Raw genomic sequence first — 15,056 nt, 5'->3', positions numbered from 1 at the left:
CCGAGGGTGGACCGCAACCAGCTCATTTGGCTGTTCTTCGGCTTCTCCGGCCGGTTGAGCCGAGCGCCCTATTTCCTGGCGGGACTTCTGCTCGCCATCTTCCAGGCCTTTCCGCTTTATCAGCTGACGATTGCGTCAGAGGAAAGTGGCGCCACCAATGTATGGGCAACGGTGTTCTGGGGCGTCTTCTTCGTGTCCGTCTGGTCCTATGTGGCCTTGGGAGTAAAGCGCCTCCACGACTTCGGGAAGCCGGGGATCCTGGCACTGGCGCTGTTCATACCGTTGGTCTCGATCATCACTTTCGTGATCCTGTGCCTTTACCCCGGCGATGCCTCGGCCAATCAATTTGGAGAGCGGACCAATGCGCCGCAATGAAGTCCCTTACGGCGGTGACAGAACGGTCCTCTTCAAGTATCCATCCCGGTCATGACGCTCCCAACCGATCCCGCCCAGAATCTCGCCTCCCTCATTCGTTGCCGGTCGGTTACCCCGGTGGAGGGCGGAGCGCTGACCGCGCTTGAAGCGATGCTTCGCCCGCTCGGGGCTCGCGTGGATCGGCCCGTCTTCTCGGAGGAGGGCGAAGCGGATGTGGAGAACCTCTATGCCCGGATCGGCAAAGACGGCCCGCATCTGATGTTTGCAGGGCACACGGATGTGGTGCCGCCCGGTGACGAGGACGCCTGGACGCATCCGCCCTTTGCCGCCGAAATCGCCGGCGGCGAGATGTTCGGCCGCGGTGCCGTCGATATGAAGGGCGGGATCGCCTGCTTCGTCGCCGCACTCGCCCGTCATCTCGAAGTCAGTGGCACCCCGAAAGGCTCCGTCTCATTCCTGATCACGGGGGACGAGGAGGGTCCGTCGGTCAACGGCTCGGTGAAGCTGCTCGAATGGGCGGCGGCGCGCGGAGAGCGTTGGGATGCCGCATTGGTCGGTGAGCCCACGAATGTGGAAACGCTCGGCGACATGGTGAAGATCGGCCGGCGCGGCTCCCTATCGGGCCGGATCACCCTTTTCGGCAGGCAGGGACACGTAGCCTACCCGCATCTGGCGGATAATCCGTCACGGGGGCTGGTCGCTTTGTTGGAAGCTCTGATGGAGCCCGCGTTCGATCAGGGCACTGCCGATTTTCCGCCTACGAATCTGGAAATCACCACGATCGATGTGGGCAATCCTTCGGTGAATGTCATTCCCGCCCGCGCGACGGCCGCCTTCAACGTTCGCTTCAACGACACCTGGTCGGTGGAAACGCTGCAGGCGGAAATTCATAACCGGCTCGACCGTGCCGCGGCGGAAAATCGGTTGCGACCGGGCCGCACCGAGCCTGTCTCCTTCGAGCTGGAGTGGCGCGACCGGCCGAGCCCCGTATTCCTGACCCGTGACGACAAGCTTGTTGCGACGCTCGCCGCCTCGATAGAAGCCGTGACGGGCCGCAAGCCGCAGCTCTCCACGACCGGAGGCACATCGGACGCGCGTTTTATCAAGGACTATTGTCCTGTAATTGAATTCGGCCTTGTCGGGCAAACCATGCACATGGTGGATGAGAAGGTTCCGCTCTCCGATCTGGAGACGCTGACACGAATCTATCAGCGCTTTCTCGAGAACTGGTTCTCCTGATGCCCTCCGGCGCGGAAATCCAACAATATTTCACCGGAGTCTGGCAGATGATGATGGGCCGAGCCGACGGCCTGAAGATGCTCGATCTTTCGGCGGACGGCTTTTGGAATTCCTTCTTTGCGATTCTCGTCGCTCTGCCGCCGCTCATCGTCGGCTGGGTGGGATTCGTCAATGGAGTTCCGGACGCCTATGCGATCTCCGTCGGCGAGAGGTTCGGCCTGGTCGTCCGCCTTTTCGTAACGGATATCGGTGCCTGGGTGCTGCCGCTCGCGCTCCTTGCCGCCTTTGCGAAGCCGGCAGGAGTTGCGGACCGGTTCGTGCATTATGTGGTGGCCAGCAACTGGGCCTCGGCGCTCTTTGCCTGGGTCATGCTCGTGCCGGGGCTGTTGCGCCTTTTCGTTCCCGACGCGGCCGAGCTCGCCAATGGGATTTCGCTGATCCTTTTCCTCGCCACATTGGCGCTTTCCTGGCGGCTTACCGTGGTCGCGCTGGGGAAGGGGGCGGCCACCGGAACCTCCGTCTTCTTCGGCATGCTGGTTGCTTCCTTTATGGCGCTCTTCGCGCTCCAGTCGATTTTGCGCCTGGATTTCGCCGGCGGGTGATCGTGGATCGCAGCTTGAGGCCGCCTGCGCGCTCCGCTCAGTAATCGACCCTGACGAGATAGAGCCCTTGCGGCGGCGCGACTGGCCCGCAGGCCGCACGGTCGCGCGCTTGAAGGGCCGCCTGCGCGTAGTCGGCCGTCCAGCCGCCTTCGCCGACCTTCTTGAGCGTGCCAACCAGCGACCGCACCTGGTTGTGCAGGAACGAGCGCGCCGAGGCATGGATCTCGATCTCGTCCCCGACCCGCGTGACATCGAGACGGTCCAGCGTCTTTACCGGGCTTTTCGCCTGGCACTGGACGGAGCGGAACGTGGTGAAATCGTGCTTTCCCACGAGCCGCTGTGCGGCCTCGTGCATGGCGGCTGCATCGAGCCTCCGGGCCACATGCCATGCGCGCCCGCGCTCCAGGGCTAGAGGCGAGCGCCGGTTGGCGATGCGGTAAAGATAATGCCGCGCCTTCGCGGAGAAGCGGGCGTCGAAGTCCTCCGCCACCGCCTCAGCGCGCAGGATCGAAACGGCTTCCCCCGCGAGAGTGAGATGCGCGTTGAGAGCATCCCGCACCTTGTCCGACTTCCATTCGCGCGAAAGATCGAAATGGGCGACCTGGCCGAGCGCGTGCACACCGGCATCCGTGCGGCCCGCGCCGCGGATGGTTACCTCCTCGCCGGAAAAGGCGGCAATCGCCTTTTCAATCGCTTCCTGAACGCTGTGCTGACCCGCCTGACGCTGCCAGCCGGCATAGGGGCCGCCGTCATATTCGATATCGATGCGAAAGCGATGCATTCTCAGCCGATATCCGCGAAGGCTTGAGGATAATCGAGCCGTCCGGCTGCAGGGGCAGCATCGTCCCACGCACGCGCCTGGAGATATTCACCCTGATAGATGGTTTCAAATCCGGCCGCGCGTTCGCGGCTATAGCCGAAGCGGCCGTAATAGGCAGGCTCCCCGTGAACGAGCGAAAGTTTCTCTCCTTGCGCCTCCAGACGGGCATGCGCATCCTCCACCAGGCCGCTTCCGATGCCTTCGTGCTGGTGCCCGGGATGGACCGCCAAAGGCGCCAAGGCGACAGCCGCAAAACGCTCGCCCGCGTTATGCACCCACAGCCGCGAGAAGAGGATATGGCCGCGGATTTCCCCGTCGCGCTCGGCCACGAGCGAAAGCACGACCTCGCCCGACGAGCGCAATTCGTCCACAAGCCTTGCTTCAGCCTCGCCGCCAAAGGCGTTGACGAGGAGGAGACGGATCGCGGTCTCGTCTCCGACTTCTTCCGGACGGATAATCACTGCGCTCATGTGAGCCTCGTTCCTCTGCCAAGCTTGGAGCCGCGCTGGAAATCCGCCGCTGACACCGGCTTGCCGCCGGCCCTCTGGAGCTCCAAGAGCCGCACCGCGCCTTGGCCGCAGGCTATGGCAAGCCCCTCGTCGATAACTTCGCCCGGCGCGCCGCTCCCCTCAGAGAGCGTTGAGCGCAGAAGCTTTACGCGTTCCGCCTTGTCGCCCGCCGGCATCTCGCACCAGGCGCCGGGCAATGGCGATAGCCCGCGGATGTGATTATGCACCTCCTCTGCCGGCCGCGACCAGTCGACGCGCGTCTCCTCCTTGATGATCTTTTTCGCGTAGGTGACCCCTGTCGCGGGCTGCGGCGTAAGCGCAAGTTCGCCCTGCTCTAGCGCCGCTATGGCAGCCACCATGAGGCCCGCGCCGGCTAATTTCATGACATCGTGCAATTCGCCAGCGGTCATATCCGGCCCGATGGCAATCTTCTCCGTCATCGCGATGGGGCCGGTGTCCAGCCCCTCGTCCATCTTCATCACCATCATCCCGGTCTCCCGGTCGCCGGCCATGATGGCACGCTGGATGGGTGCCGCGCCCCGCCAGCGCGGCAGGAGCGAGGCATGGCCGTTGAAGGCGCCGAGGCGCGTGCCCTCAAGGATCGCTCTGGGTAGAAGCAGCCCATAGGCGACCACGACCGCGGCATCGGCCTCAAGCTCCCGGAAAACCTGCTGTTCCTCCTCGCTTTTGAGGGATTGCGGCGTGCGTACGTAAAGATCCAGCTCTTCGGCGGCCTGATGCACTGGAGATCTGGTCAGCTCCAGCCCGCGCCGGCCGGCGGGGCGTGGCGGCTGGGTGTAAATGGCCGTGATCTCGTGTCCAGCGCCCGCCAATGCACGCAGTGTGGGCACGGAAAATTCCGGCGTTCCCATAAAGACGAGGCGTAAGGTCATGGCGCCTCCCCGGCGGCGGTGACGTGCTCAGCCCACCATTCGCGCAGGCGGGGGACGGTCCTTGGCAAGCTTCCTGAATTTGCGCACCACCATGTCGCGCTTGAGCTTCGACAGATAGTCAATGAAGAGCACGCCGTTAAGGTGGTCGATCTCGTGCTGTAGGCAAGTTGCGAGGATGCCTTTGGCTTCCACGATCTGCTCCTTGCCGTCGAGGTCTACGTATTTCACCGTCACCTCGGCCGGACGCTCCACCTCCGCGTAATAGTCGGGAATGGAAAGGCAGCCTTCCTCGTGGAAGCTCGGCACATCGGAGCGCGATACGATCTCCGGATTGATGAAAACCTGTGGATTTTTGGGCTCGTCCTTCTCCGCCACGTCCAGCACCAGCATGCGCAAAGGCTCTCCCACCTGGATGGCGGCAAGCCCGATCCCCGGCGCGTCATACATGGTCTCGAGCATGTCGCCGGCGAATTTACGCAAGCTTTCGTCCACGCGCTCGACGGGTTTTGAAACCTGGCGCAGAAGCGGATCGGGAAGAGTGACGAGCGGTCGAATAGCCATGGCTGTCAGGTAATGGCTTGGCGTGAGAGCGTCAATATGGAACGGCAGCGGCCATGACGGCTGATCGCCCTTTCGGCGGCAGCCTTTGGCATACACAGATTCCGGTGCTCACCGAAAAAGAACTAGACCGTGTCGCCACCATTGCCGATGGCGCGTTAGGGATACATCCACCGACCATAAGCGGGAGGTTACGCTCACAATCAGTGCCTCCGCCTGGCGAACCTGCCTGGGTTAAAATCAGACACATCGATTGATGGCGGTCGATCGCCCACCAGATCGGCTATGATACGGGCCGTTTTTGGCGCGGCCGTAAGTCCGATATGCCCGTGTCCGAAAGCATGAATAATATCACCGCACGCATGAGAGCGCCCGATCGCCGGCAAAGAATCGGGCAGGCTCGGCCGAGAGCCCATCCACCGGGAGGCACACTTCCTGTCATCCGGAAGTCCGGGCAGCATTCCGCGGCCAAGTTCATGAAGGGCGGATGCGAATTTCCAATTTGGCGGCCGCCCGTTGCCCGCGAACTCGGCTAGGCCTGCAATTCGGATCCCGCCATTCATTGGCGTCGCGACGAACCGTAAATCAGCGTCCATGATTGAGTGGTTTAGCCGTAGGTCCGTCGGTACGAACGTGTGATAGCCGCGCTCCGCCTGGAGCGGCAGGTGTTCTCCCAAAAATCGGGCAAGAACTCCGGATCCGATCCCGGCGGCAATGACGGCCCGCTCGCATGGCAGCGTCGTATGCGGTGTTTCGATGCCAGTCAGGGACGATCCCGTTATGGCGAAACCCGTAGCTTGAAGATGCCGGAATGAGCCGCCGATCGACAGAAACGCTTTCAGAAATCCGTCGAGTAGAGCCTTTGGGTCGACGGTAAATCCATTGTCCGGAAATCGGATCGCAAAGCGATAGTCGCCTGATAGCGCTGGCTCGATCTGGGCAAGTTCCTCTCTTCTTACTTCAAGGAACGGTATCCCGTTCTCCCGCCGGAGGCGCCAAGCCAGATCGTTTGGGTTGAAAGCATCTTCGCGACGATAGGCCAGCAGGTGACCGGACCTGCGCACGAGGTGCTCTAGCCCAAAGGCACGCACCAGCGGCTCAAGATTGCTTACAGACGAGCCGATCAGGCGTGACAATGCAGCTGCATTTCGATCGGGCTGCTGACCTCGGGTCGCGGCCAAGAAGTGATACAGCCATGGTGCCAGTCGCGGGAGATGGCTCCAACGGATAGACAGGGGACCAGATGGATCGGCGAGCCACTTTGGAATTTTCCCAAGCACCCCCGGCAGCGCGAGCGGCACGATTGAGGAGGAGTTAAAACAGCCTGCATTCCCAAAGGAAGCTCCCGTCCCAGGCTCCGCCGGGTCGATAAGAGTGACGTGATGGCCCTCGCTTTGCAACACGAGTGCGGAGGTCACGCCGATGATGCCGGCTCCGATCACTACGACTTTCCGGCGCGTTGCACTCATCACCGTTACCTCATTCTGCTGTATCATCTGCCAGCAGGGGGGATCCGCTGCGTGTGCTCTGCGCCGGTGATATATTGGGGCGGATATAGCGGCGGTGAAACCTTCTCCCCAGCCGCGTTAGCACCTCGTAGCCGATGCTTCCCGCCAGCCTGCCAATTTCATCAACCGTCTGCGATGGGCAGATAAACTCCACGAGATCTCCTTCCCGCGGCGGATTGGAGCATCCAGTCACATCGAGGATAATGCTGTCCATCGACACTCGGCCAATGAATGGAAGTCGTTGGCCGCGATAGTACGCTGCTCCGCTCGCTTGGCAGGGCCAGCCATCCGCGTAGCCCAGTGCGATGGTGGCTAGCATTGATAGGCGGCGAGCACGCGCCGCGTGGCCATAGCCGATTCCAGTTCCCGCTCTTGCCTGGCGCACCTGCAGGACGCGGGCCGCGACTTTGACGACCTGACACATCGGATTGGGTTGGTAAGGCGTAGGATTGATCCCGTACAGGGCAGCACCCGGCCGGATCATGGAAAAATGGAATCCTTTGCCGAGGAATGTTCCCGATGAGTTCGCAATAGAAGCCGGCGCTTGAGGAAGCATTCGTCGGAGCCGTTGGAACCTGGACCTTTGCGATTCATTAGCGGAATGCCCGGGTTCGTCGGCGCATGCGAGGTGGCTCATGACGAGTTCGATATGAATGCCTCTCAGCAGGGTAGTATCTGCCGCGATGCCCGATACATCGCTAGGCGATAGTCCCAAGCGTGACATTCCAGTATCCAGTTGAAGCGCGACTGGAATGGGCCCACGCTTCGTCGCCGCATGCTTACGCCACGCCTGAAGTTCGTTGATCGTACCGACCACCGGCGTCAGCGCAGCTTGCCCGAACTCTTCTTGTGTGTCCGGCGGCGTTCCATTGAGAACAAATATTCTGGAGCCGGAACCCAGTGTGCGCCGGAGTGACAACCCTTCCTCAAGATGCGCGACGAAAAAGGTCCTGCATCCGGCATCCTGCAGGGCAGTAGCGACTTCCGCAGCGCCTAGCCCATACGCATCGGCCTTTACGACCGCAGCGCACTCTGCGCCAGCGGCCCTACCGGCCAGCAGCAACCAGTTCGCGGTGACGGCCTCGAGATCGACCGTCAGGAAAGCCCCCGCTCGCTTGGCCGCTGTCATGCCTAGTACAACGCTGAGCCGGCGGAAACGTAGCTGCACATCCGTTTAGAGAGGATGGAAGCTGACTGCACCCGTATTGCTCCGAAAATGCTCAATCCTTGCGGCACAAGTTGCCGACCTATGCCGCTCATTGTCATTCCCCGGAATCGTTCGGTGCCAGCCGCACTTGCGGCCTGAGGTTCTTAAACGGCAGTTCCGCCGGATCGGCGATTACTGGTCCCGGGGCTTTGGCGATTATGATTTCTTCCGCTAACGGCGCGAAATCCGCCCGAAAATGCACAGAGGATTTCAGCGCGATAATCTTGCACGCGTAAGGGTCGAGATCGAAGTGCCGTATCAGGCTGAGATCGTAGGGTTGCGTCTTCCGGCTCGTCACGACGACACGCAGGCCAGGGGCAATCGATATCAGCGCGCTGGGACCGAGGTCGGCTTGATTTCCACCGGCAACCTTGCCGGTCATCGTGAACCGGCCATCGGTTAGCTTCTCGATTGTTGCGGATACTTCAAGCGGATTGCCATCCGATTTACCGCCGAGCAGCAAATCCACTCGCGCGCCGACGCCTGCCAAGTGGCATTGTTTCGCCGACTCCTCATCGTTAATCAGGCAGAACACAGCTGAAGTCGCGTTCTGACGGACCATCTCCGCCAGCAAGCCGACCGTATCCCCGTGGCCGCCACCGCCGGGATTGTCTTGTACATCGGCGATTACGACGGGTTTCGCTGTCTGGGCAGCGGCCTTGATGGCAGACTTCACGGCCTCTTCGACTGGCAGGCCGGTGTAGCGGAACTGCGGTTCACGCGATTCAACTGCTCGGGACAGTTCTTCCGCAGCAGCGCTTGCCGCCCGCGGGTCTGGACCAAAGGCGACAACGGATGGCCCACAATCGGGGAAGTCCGCATAGGGAAACCCGAAGCAAAAGGCGAGTTCCTTAACGCCAAGACTGGCCGCGATACGGATTCGATCGCCCATGATATCTTGCATCGGAGCGGTGGTGGTGCATTCGGCCGTCAATGGAATAAGGAAATCGATTTGCCGGAAGACTTTCGCCCATCCGCCGGGGGCCGCCGCGCGTTCGAGCATGAGATCTACCGCAAGCGATCCGCACTCGCGTTTGTCGATATGCGGGTAGGTGCGATAAGGTACAAGCAGATCCACGCTATCGATCATCAAACGCGTGACATTGGCATGCGGATCAAGCGTTGCTACGAGCGGCCTGTCGCCCAGGACAAGACGCATACGGCGTAGCAGCTCGCCATCGGCATCAGGATAGCGAGGGGTCATTGCCGCGCCATGCAAGTCAAGAAACAGAGCGTCCGGCGGATCATCCTTCATCAGCCGCGCAAGCTGATTGCAAAGAGCTGCGGCGATCCTTTCGAACGCGGCATCTTCGATCGGGCCGGCCGGCATGGCGAGGCACCACTCCAACGGCGCGATCTGAATATCGAGCGCTTCGGCACGGTCGATGAAGCCTGCCGCCGCGGTCGTCGTCCCCTTCAGCACATCGATCATCGTTTCGGGGCCTGACCAGGGCGGGAAGCCTGCCGGTTTTAGAAAATCCTCCAGGCGCGTGGTGCGGGTCACGAAGGAGTGGCTCTCATGCTGGAAACCGCCAACCGCAACACGCCGGATCATGCGACCGCCCTCCCTTTTGGCTGTTGGACGGTGCAATCCTTTCCAGGCGCCTGCCGCGAGCTCGTGTAGCCTTCATGAATGTCGCGCGCGGCAAGTTGAGGATCACGGTCAGCCGGCTGGCCATAGCCGGCCCCGCCCCCCACGAGTATCTCCACCAGCTCGGCCTCGCTGGTGAGGCGTATCGCCTTACCGGAAAGATACTCCTCCGACTTTCCGTCGGCGGTGTGTAGGAAGGCCCTCATCTTTCCACCGCTCCCGCCGCCGAGAAGCCCGGCGGAGGAAACATACGATCCTTCAGGGTAGACGTTGACGTAGAATGGCTGCTCACCGGCCGTCCGTCTGAGCTTGATACGCTGTCCCAGTCCTCCCCGGTACTGGCCAGCACCGCCCGAATCCCTGACGAGGATCTTCTCCTCGACCAGCACGGGTAGCCTGGCCTCAACCATCTCGATCGAGGTCGCCGCCGCGCTGGTGGGCCAAATCATTCCCGACTTGCCGTCCTGACGGGCCGAGGCGCCTTGGCCGCCACCCAGGAACAGATGGTCGTTCATCAGCTCGCCGTCGTCACGTTTCCCATAAAGGTCTATCAGGGTCGGCAGCGCAGTATAGGCCTGCACCTTGTGAGGGATGGCCTCGCAAAGCGTGCGGAAGATCGCGCCCACGAACTGCCACATCGTCAACCGCCGCAGCGCCACGGCCGCCGGACGCGTGCAGTTCAGCAGGGATCCCTCGGGAGCGCGTACGGTGAAGGGTTTGTAGCACCCCGCGGACGCACGGATTTTCGGCGAAAAGATGCACTTCAGGGCGAATAGGGTCTCTGCCCTGGTCACAGTCATGGTGCAGTTGGCGCCGCCGTACTCCAGTTGTTCCGGGCAACCCTCGAAATCGACCTCGATACTATCTTCGTGGACGTCGATCTTAATGGGGATCGTCAGGTCCCTGTCGGACACGCTGAACTTGACTTCAGAGCTGTACGTTCCGTTCGGCACCGCGCGAATCTCCGCCCGCACGGCGTCCTCTGCCTTCTGCTGGATCACGTCCACCAGAGGCGCGAGTGTGGTGAACCCATACTCGGACATGAATTCGGACAGTCGCGCCGCCCCCAGCGCGTTGGCGGTCACCAACGCCTCGATATCGCCGACAACCTGCTGCGCATGACGCACGTTCTGCGTCACGATCCTCACCAGGTCGTCGTTGCGCACCCCCGCCGCGTAGAGTTTCATCGGTGGGATCTGCAGCCCTTCGTCATAGATCTCGCGGGCCCTCGGCCGGTCCTTGGTGCCGCCGATATCCGTCACATGGCCAATCGAACCCAGGAACGCGACGATCCTTCCGCCGTGAAAGACCGGCGTGACGATCGCAATATCGAAGAGGTGGCCGGCACAATTCCAAGGATCATTCGTGATCAGGACGTCGCCGGGCTTTAGGGTCTCCTTGGGATAGACTTCCAGCAAGGACTTGACCGTCGTCATCAGGGAGATGTTGAAAACCGGCATCGCCCGCGGTGAATGTGCCAGCGAATTGCCGTTCTCATCCAGGATTTCGCATGCGAAGTCCTGCGATTCTCCTATGATCAGCGAAAAAGCCATTCTGATGACGGTCTGCCAGCATTCTTCCGAAATGGTGACCAGCCGGCTCCAGAGTATCTCAAGGCTTGCCGCGTCTTCGCGCAACCAGGCAGCAACCGCGTCGGGATCCTGGGCGGCGGGGCGCCGCATGGACTTATCTTTTTCAAGCGCCACCGATACGACCATGTTGCCGAACGTATCGACCTCCACGACGTCGCCGGGAGCGATGACGGTCGTGGCTTCCGCCTCCTCGATGATCGCCGGTCCTACGATACGTTGTCCGGTCTGCAGCGCGCCGCGCTTGAAGACCGGCGTCTGTCGATATTCCCGAAACTCTGGAAACCAGACCGGGCGGGCGGTTTGCCCGGCCTCATCCGAGGCAGCTTTCGCAAGGTGTGTGCGCCCCAGAGGCCGCTCCGGTCCCTTGACGGTGACGCGCAGGCTCAGGATCTCGAGGTTGAGGCTTATCGGCGCGCGGCCGTAGAGCCGCGAATAGGTGGCTGCGAACGCGTCGGCAAGCCGGGGAACCTGCGCAACGTCCAGATCGCCCTCCGGCAGCATGATCCGGATGTTATGGATTTGGCCCAGGATTCGAATTTCCGCCTCCCGGATGATGGTGACCTGCTCGGACGTCAGGCCCGCCGTCTGCAACAGCTCGATCCCCTCGGCTTCCAATTCCCGCAAGGCCCGATTGACGAAGGGCCAGTCGGCCTTCGATAGCGCAATCGGCATGGAGCGCACGGCCTCATGTGCGACTGCGCCGGACAGGAAGCCGAGCGCGGAGGCTGCGCCGCAAGCGGGGGGAATGATCACGCGCTCGATGCCGATCGCCTTGGCGACACGAACCGCATGGGCCGGACCGGCGCCGCCGAACGCCATCAGCGCAAAATCGCGCGGATCGCGGCCTTTTTCGACCACATGGACCCTGGCCGCTCCCGCCATGTTCTCGCAAACCACGTTGTAAACGTCCCAGGCCGCCTCCGCGCTGCTGCGCGGAGTGGCGCTTGAAATCGTTTGAAATGCCCGTTCGGCCGCTGCGACATCAAGCTTCATGGAGCCGCCAAGGAAGCTGTCGGCGCCGAGATAGCCAAGCAGAAGATTGGCGTCTGAAACGGTCGGATCACCCCCGCCGCGTCCGTAGCAGGCGGGACCAGGCGTGGCGCCCGCGCTCTGCGGCCCGACCTTCAGCAGCCCGAGTTCGTCGAAGCCCGCAATGCTGCCGCCTCCGGCGCCGATCTCGATTAGATCCACAACGGGGCTGCGGATGGGAATGCCGCTGCCCTTCGTGAAACGATGCTCGCGCGCAGCCTCCAGCATCGGGGCAATGTCGGGCCGCCCATTTTGAATCAGGCAGGCTTTTGCCGTGGTGCCGCCCATGTCGAAGGCGATAAGGTCGCCATGACCGATCTGGGCACCAAAATGCGCGGCCGCGAGCGCGCCGCCCGCTGGGCCTGACTCCAGGAGCCGGACGGGCAGGCGCTTCGCCATGTCCACCGAGGCGAGATAACCGGAAGACTGCATCATGAGGAATTGGCCGGAGAAACCGGCCTCCTGCAGCCTGTCGACAAGCTTTTCGAGATAGGGAGCGACGGCGGGCTGCGCATAAGCATTGGCGACTGTCGTTGTCGTCCGTTCATACTCGCGGATTTCCGCGCCGACCTCGCTGGATGTCGTCACATAGAGCCCGGGGAAAGCGGCACGGATACGCTCGGCCGCCAGCTTCTCATGCTGTGGATTGCGGTAGGCGTGAAGAAACACGATCGCGATGGATTCGACACCATCTTCCACCGCTCGCGCGGTAGCCGCTTCGACTTCATCCAGATCGATCGGACGCACCACATGGCCATCCGCTCCGATCCGTTCCGAAATCTCTATTCGCCGGCTCCGCGGGACCATTGCCTCGGGGAAGCGCAGGAAAATGTCATGGATGTCGTATCGCTGCTCCGTGCCAGTCTCCAGAATGTCGCGAAATCCTCGCGTGGTGAGAAGAGCGGTCCGCGCGCCTTTCCGCTCGATCACCAGGTTGGTGACGATGGTGGAGCCATGCACGATCTCGGCGATCTCGCTAAAGTCGCTACCGGCGCGCTGTAGCAGATCACGAATTCCGTCGAGCGCGTTACCGGCCGGATCGTCCGCCATGGACAGACGCTTGTGAAGCGAGACCTCGCCCGTGACCGTGTTCAGCAGGACAAAATCGGTGAAGGTTCCTCCGATATCGAACGCGCAGCGAAATTTCTTTGGCATAGTCGTGACTTTCTGCATGGTGATTACGCTCAGACGGAGCAATCGATCGGGACACCGACGGTGTCGATGACGTTGGGCACGGCACAGCGATGCCGATGGGTGGGAGACACCTCGACCATTGGCGGCACCGCGCCGCGGCATTCCTCGGTGGCGAAGGGGCATCGTGGAAGGAAGCCGCAGTCGTTCGGTCCGCCATCGGGAAAGACGGGAGAACTGGCCCAGGGCCATGCGGGTTTGGCAGCCTCGTCTTCCTCGCTGATCGTCGGCACGGAACTGAGAAGGTTGGTCGTGTAGCGATGCCGGGGGCGACCGAATATCTCGTCGACCTGTCCCATTTCGACGATGCGTCCGCCATACATCACCGCCACGCGGCTGCAGAACGTCCGGACGACGCCGAGATCATGCGTGATGAAGATATAGGTCAAGCCAAGCCGCTGCTGCAGGCTGGCCAGGAGATCGAGCACGTGCGCCTGAACCGAAACGTCCAGCGCGGAGGTCGGCTCGTCCAGAACCAGAAGCTTGGGATTGGTCGCGATCGCCCGTGCAATCGCGACCCGCTGCCGCTGACCTCCCGACAAGGAGGCGGGGGACCGCGTCCGGAAATCGGACGGCAATTGAACCATCTGAAGGAGCTCTTCCACCCGGTCACGCCGCTCGTGGCGCGTGCCGACACCATGTACGATCAGCGGGAGCTCGATCGCGCTGCCGATGCTGCGGCGTGGGTTCAGTGCGGAATAGGGGTTTTGCTGCACCAGGCTGATCTGTTGGCGCTGCGCCGCGGTTCGGTCGGGTCGGAGCTCGACGCCGTCAAAGGTCACGGAACCGGCATCGGCACCGAGGGCGCCTACAATGATATTGGCCAGGGTAGACTTGCCCGATCCGGACTCGCCCACGATGGCAAGAGTCTCGAATTCCGGCACGGAAAGGCTAACGCAATCGAGGGCATGGACCTTGTGCCCACCAACGGGGAAGGTCTTCTGGAGATCGCGAATTTCAAGCAACGGTATGGTCATGGCGCCGCCACCTCGTCCAGCAAGACGCATGCAGCGCGGTGTTGCCCCGCTCCACGCAAACCGATAGTCCCGTTCATGCAATTCGGGCGCGAAAATTTGCAGCGGGGCGCAAAAGCGCAGCCATTGATGTCGCTTCTCGCGGAAGGCACGCTTCCAGGTATGCCTTTCGGCCCGATCCTGGCGGAGAGCCTCGGAACTGCATTGATCAGCGCTTGAGTGTAAGGGTGCTGGGGCGAGCGGAAGACGTCCGCGGTCCGTCCTTCCTCAACGATGGATCCGGCATACATGATGTAGATGCGGTCGGCGAAGCTGCGTACCACACCGAGATTGTGGGAGATCAGAAGCACCGATGAATTCTGGCGCTCGGTCAGGTCCCGCATGATCTTGAGGGTCTGGTTCTGGACAGTGACATCGAGCGCGGTGCCGGGTTCGTCGGCTAGGATCAGACGCGGATGGTTGGCCAGCGCCATGGCGATCATAACGCGCTGGTTAAGTCCTCCGCTCAGTTCAAACGCATAGCTGTCAAGGACACGCTCGGGGTCCGTGATGGAAACTTGCCGGAGCGCTTCGTTCATCCGCTCAGACGGATCTCCCTTTGCGGGATCTGCGGCGCCGCGAGCCAGCACAGCCGCGAACTGTTCCCGCACCCGAAACATCGGGTTGAGCGCGGCGGTGGGGTCCTGAAAGATCATCGTGATGTCGCGGCCGCGAAGCCGATCCGAACGGTGGCTGTTCAGGATCTCGGTATTCTCAAACAGGATGCTTCCGGAGGAGCGTGCGGTGCGGTGCGGCAGCAGGCCAAGGATCGCCCGTGCCGTAACGGATTTGCCGCTTCCGGATTCCCCGACCACGGCGACCCGTTCGCCGGCACCGATGTGAAGGCTCACGTCGCGAACGGCGTGTATCGTGCCCTCAACACTGCGGAAGTCGACGGAAAGCGATTTGATTTCAATTATATTCGCCAC

13 protein-coding genes are annotated in these 15,056 nt (G+C 61.9%); 3 read left to right on the top strand and 10 right to left on the bottom strand.

Annotated features, from left to right (window positions below; genetic code table 11):
- Positions 1–6 precede the first annotated feature (6 nt).
- From GNP00_RS05610 to GNP00_RS05600, 3 genes are read left to right on the top strand one after another with little or no spacing between them, the layout of a single operon-like run.
- On the top strand, positions 7–375 hold the full coding sequence (locus tag GNP00_RS05610) for a DUF805 domain-containing protein (protein ID WP_011579735.1): 369 nt from the start codon (positions 7–9) through the stop codon (positions 373–375).
- Positions 376–426: 51 nt separating this feature from the next.
- Positions 427–1,614: a succinyl-diaminopimelate desuccinylase gene (gene dapE, locus GNP00_RS05605; RefSeq protein ID WP_011579736.1), complete on the top strand. Its 1,188-nt coding sequence runs from the start codon at positions 427–429 to the stop codon at positions 1,612–1,614.
- Positions 1,615–1,661: 47 nt separating this feature from the next.
- Entirely contained in the window at positions 1,662–2,216 is a 555-nt protein-coding gene (locus GNP00_RS05600) for a hypothetical protein (protein WP_011579737.1), read from the top strand.
- A gap of 37 nt (positions 2,217–2,253) precedes the next feature.
- Here the strand turns inward: GNP00_RS05600 and truA are convergent, their stop codons facing one another.
- The 10 genes from truA to GNP00_RS05550 form a co-directional block, all read right to left on the bottom strand.
- A complete protein-coding gene (truA, locus tag GNP00_RS05595) occupies positions 2,254–2,997 on the bottom strand; it encodes a tRNA pseudouridine(38-40) synthase TruA (protein WP_166015767.1) in 744 nt (247 codons plus the stop codon).
- A 2-nt stretch (positions 2,998–2,999) separates the two neighbouring features.
- Positions 3,000–3,506, bottom strand: coding sequence for a GNAT family N-acetyltransferase (locus GNP00_RS05590; RefSeq protein ID WP_011579739.1), 507 nt, complete (start codon positions 3,504–3,506; stop codon positions 3,000–3,002).
- Positions 3,503–4,438, bottom strand: a complete 936-nt coding sequence (fmt, locus tag GNP00_RS05585) for a methionyl-tRNA formyltransferase (protein ID WP_011579740.1) — start codon at positions 4,436–4,438, stop codon at positions 3,503–3,505. Before fmt ends, GNP00_RS05590 begins: the two co-directional genes overlap by 4 nt.
- A 27-nt stretch (positions 4,439–4,465) precedes the next feature.
- On the bottom strand, positions 4,466–4,999 hold the full coding sequence (gene def / locus GNP00_RS05580; RefSeq protein WP_011579741.1) for a peptide deformylase: 534 nt from the start codon (positions 4,997–4,999) through the stop codon (positions 4,466–4,468).
- A 200-nt stretch (positions 5,000–5,199) separates the two neighbouring features.
- Complete coding sequence (locus GNP00_RS05575; protein WP_011579742.1) at positions 5,200–6,465, bottom strand: NAD(P)/FAD-dependent oxidoreductase; 1,266 nt, start codon at positions 6,463–6,465, stop codon at positions 5,200–5,202.
- A 10-nt stretch (positions 6,466–6,475) separates the two neighbouring features.
- Positions 6,476–7,633 carry an alanine racemase gene (gene alr / locus GNP00_RS05570; RefSeq protein WP_011579743.1) on the bottom strand — a complete coding sequence of 386 codons (1,158 nt, stop codon included), beginning with the start codon at positions 7,631–7,633 and terminating at the stop codon, positions 6,476–6,478.
- Positions 7,634–7,766: 133 nt separating this feature from the next.
- A complete protein-coding gene (locus GNP00_RS05565) occupies positions 7,767–9,266 on the bottom strand; it encodes a M81 family metallopeptidase (RefSeq protein WP_011579744.1) in 1,500 nt (499 codons plus the stop codon).
- Positions 9,263–13,078, bottom strand: coding sequence for a hydantoinase B/oxoprolinase family protein (locus GNP00_RS05560; RefSeq protein ID WP_246263704.1), 3,816 nt, complete (start codon positions 13,076–13,078; stop codon positions 9,263–9,265). The genes GNP00_RS05565 and GNP00_RS05560 overlap by 4 nt, the downstream gene beginning before the upstream one ends.
- A 29-nt stretch (positions 13,079–13,107) precedes the next feature.
- Positions 13,108–14,091 carry an ABC transporter ATP-binding protein gene (locus tag GNP00_RS05555; protein WP_011579746.1) on the bottom strand — a complete coding sequence of 328 codons (984 nt, stop codon included), beginning with the start codon at positions 14,089–14,091 and terminating at the stop codon, positions 13,108–13,110.
- Positions 14,088–15,056 (bottom strand): oligopeptide/dipeptide ABC transporter ATP-binding protein, encoded by a 969-nt coding sequence (locus tag GNP00_RS05550; protein ID WP_011579747.1) that lies wholly within the window; start codon positions 15,054–15,056, stop codon positions 14,088–14,090. Before GNP00_RS05550 ends, GNP00_RS05555 begins: the two co-directional genes overlap by 4 nt.

This window comes from Chelativorans multitrophicus, from assembly GCF_011317445.1.
GTDB lineage: Bacteria > Pseudomonadota > Alphaproteobacteria > Rhizobiales > Rhizobiaceae > Chelativorans > Chelativorans multitrophicus.
The sequence above is the reverse complement of the archived record's forward strand: the minus strand, read 5'-3'. Positions and strand labels throughout refer to the sequence as shown.

Excerpts from the sequence above, each read along its gene's own strand:
- dapE (WP_011579736.1), top strand. The coding sequence starts at position 427 with ATGACGCTCCCAACCGATCCCGCCCAGAATCTCGCCTCCCTCATTCGT.
- GNP00_RS05600 (WP_011579737.1), top strand. The coding sequence starts at position 1,662 with ATGATGATGGGCCGAGCCGACGGCCTGAAGATGCTCGATCTTTCGGCG.
- truA (WP_166015767.1), bottom strand. The coding sequence starts at position 2,997 with ATGCATCGCTTTCGCATCGATATCGAATATGACGGCGGCCCCTATGCC.
- GNP00_RS05590 (WP_011579739.1), bottom strand. The coding sequence starts at position 3,506 with ATGAGCGCAGTGATTATCCGTCCGGAAGAAGTCGGAGACGAGACCGCG.
- fmt (WP_011579740.1), bottom strand. The coding sequence starts at position 4,438 with ATGACCTTACGCCTCGTCTTTATGGGAACGCCGGAATTTTCCGTGCCC.
- def (WP_011579741.1), bottom strand. The coding sequence starts at position 4,999 with ATGGCTATTCGACCGCTCGTCACTCTTCCCGATCCGCTTCTGCGCCAG.
- GNP00_RS05575 (WP_011579742.1), bottom strand. The coding sequence starts at position 6,465 with ATGAGTGCAACGCGCCGGAAAGTCGTAGTGATCGGAGCCGGCATCATC.
- alr (WP_011579743.1), bottom strand. The coding sequence starts at position 7,633 with ATGACAGCGGCCAAGCGAGCGGGGGCTTTCCTGACGGTCGATCTCGAG.
- GNP00_RS05565 (WP_011579744.1), bottom strand. The coding sequence starts at position 9,266 with ATGATCCGGCGTGTTGCGGTTGGCGGTTTCCAGCATGAGAGCCACTCC.
- GNP00_RS05560 (WP_246263704.1), bottom strand. The coding sequence starts at position 13,078 with ATGCCAAAGAAATTTCGCTGCGCGTTCGATATCGGAGGAACCTTCACC.
- GNP00_RS05555 (WP_011579746.1), bottom strand. The coding sequence starts at position 14,091 with ATGACCATACCGTTGCTTGAAATTCGCGATCTCCAGAAGACCTTCCCC.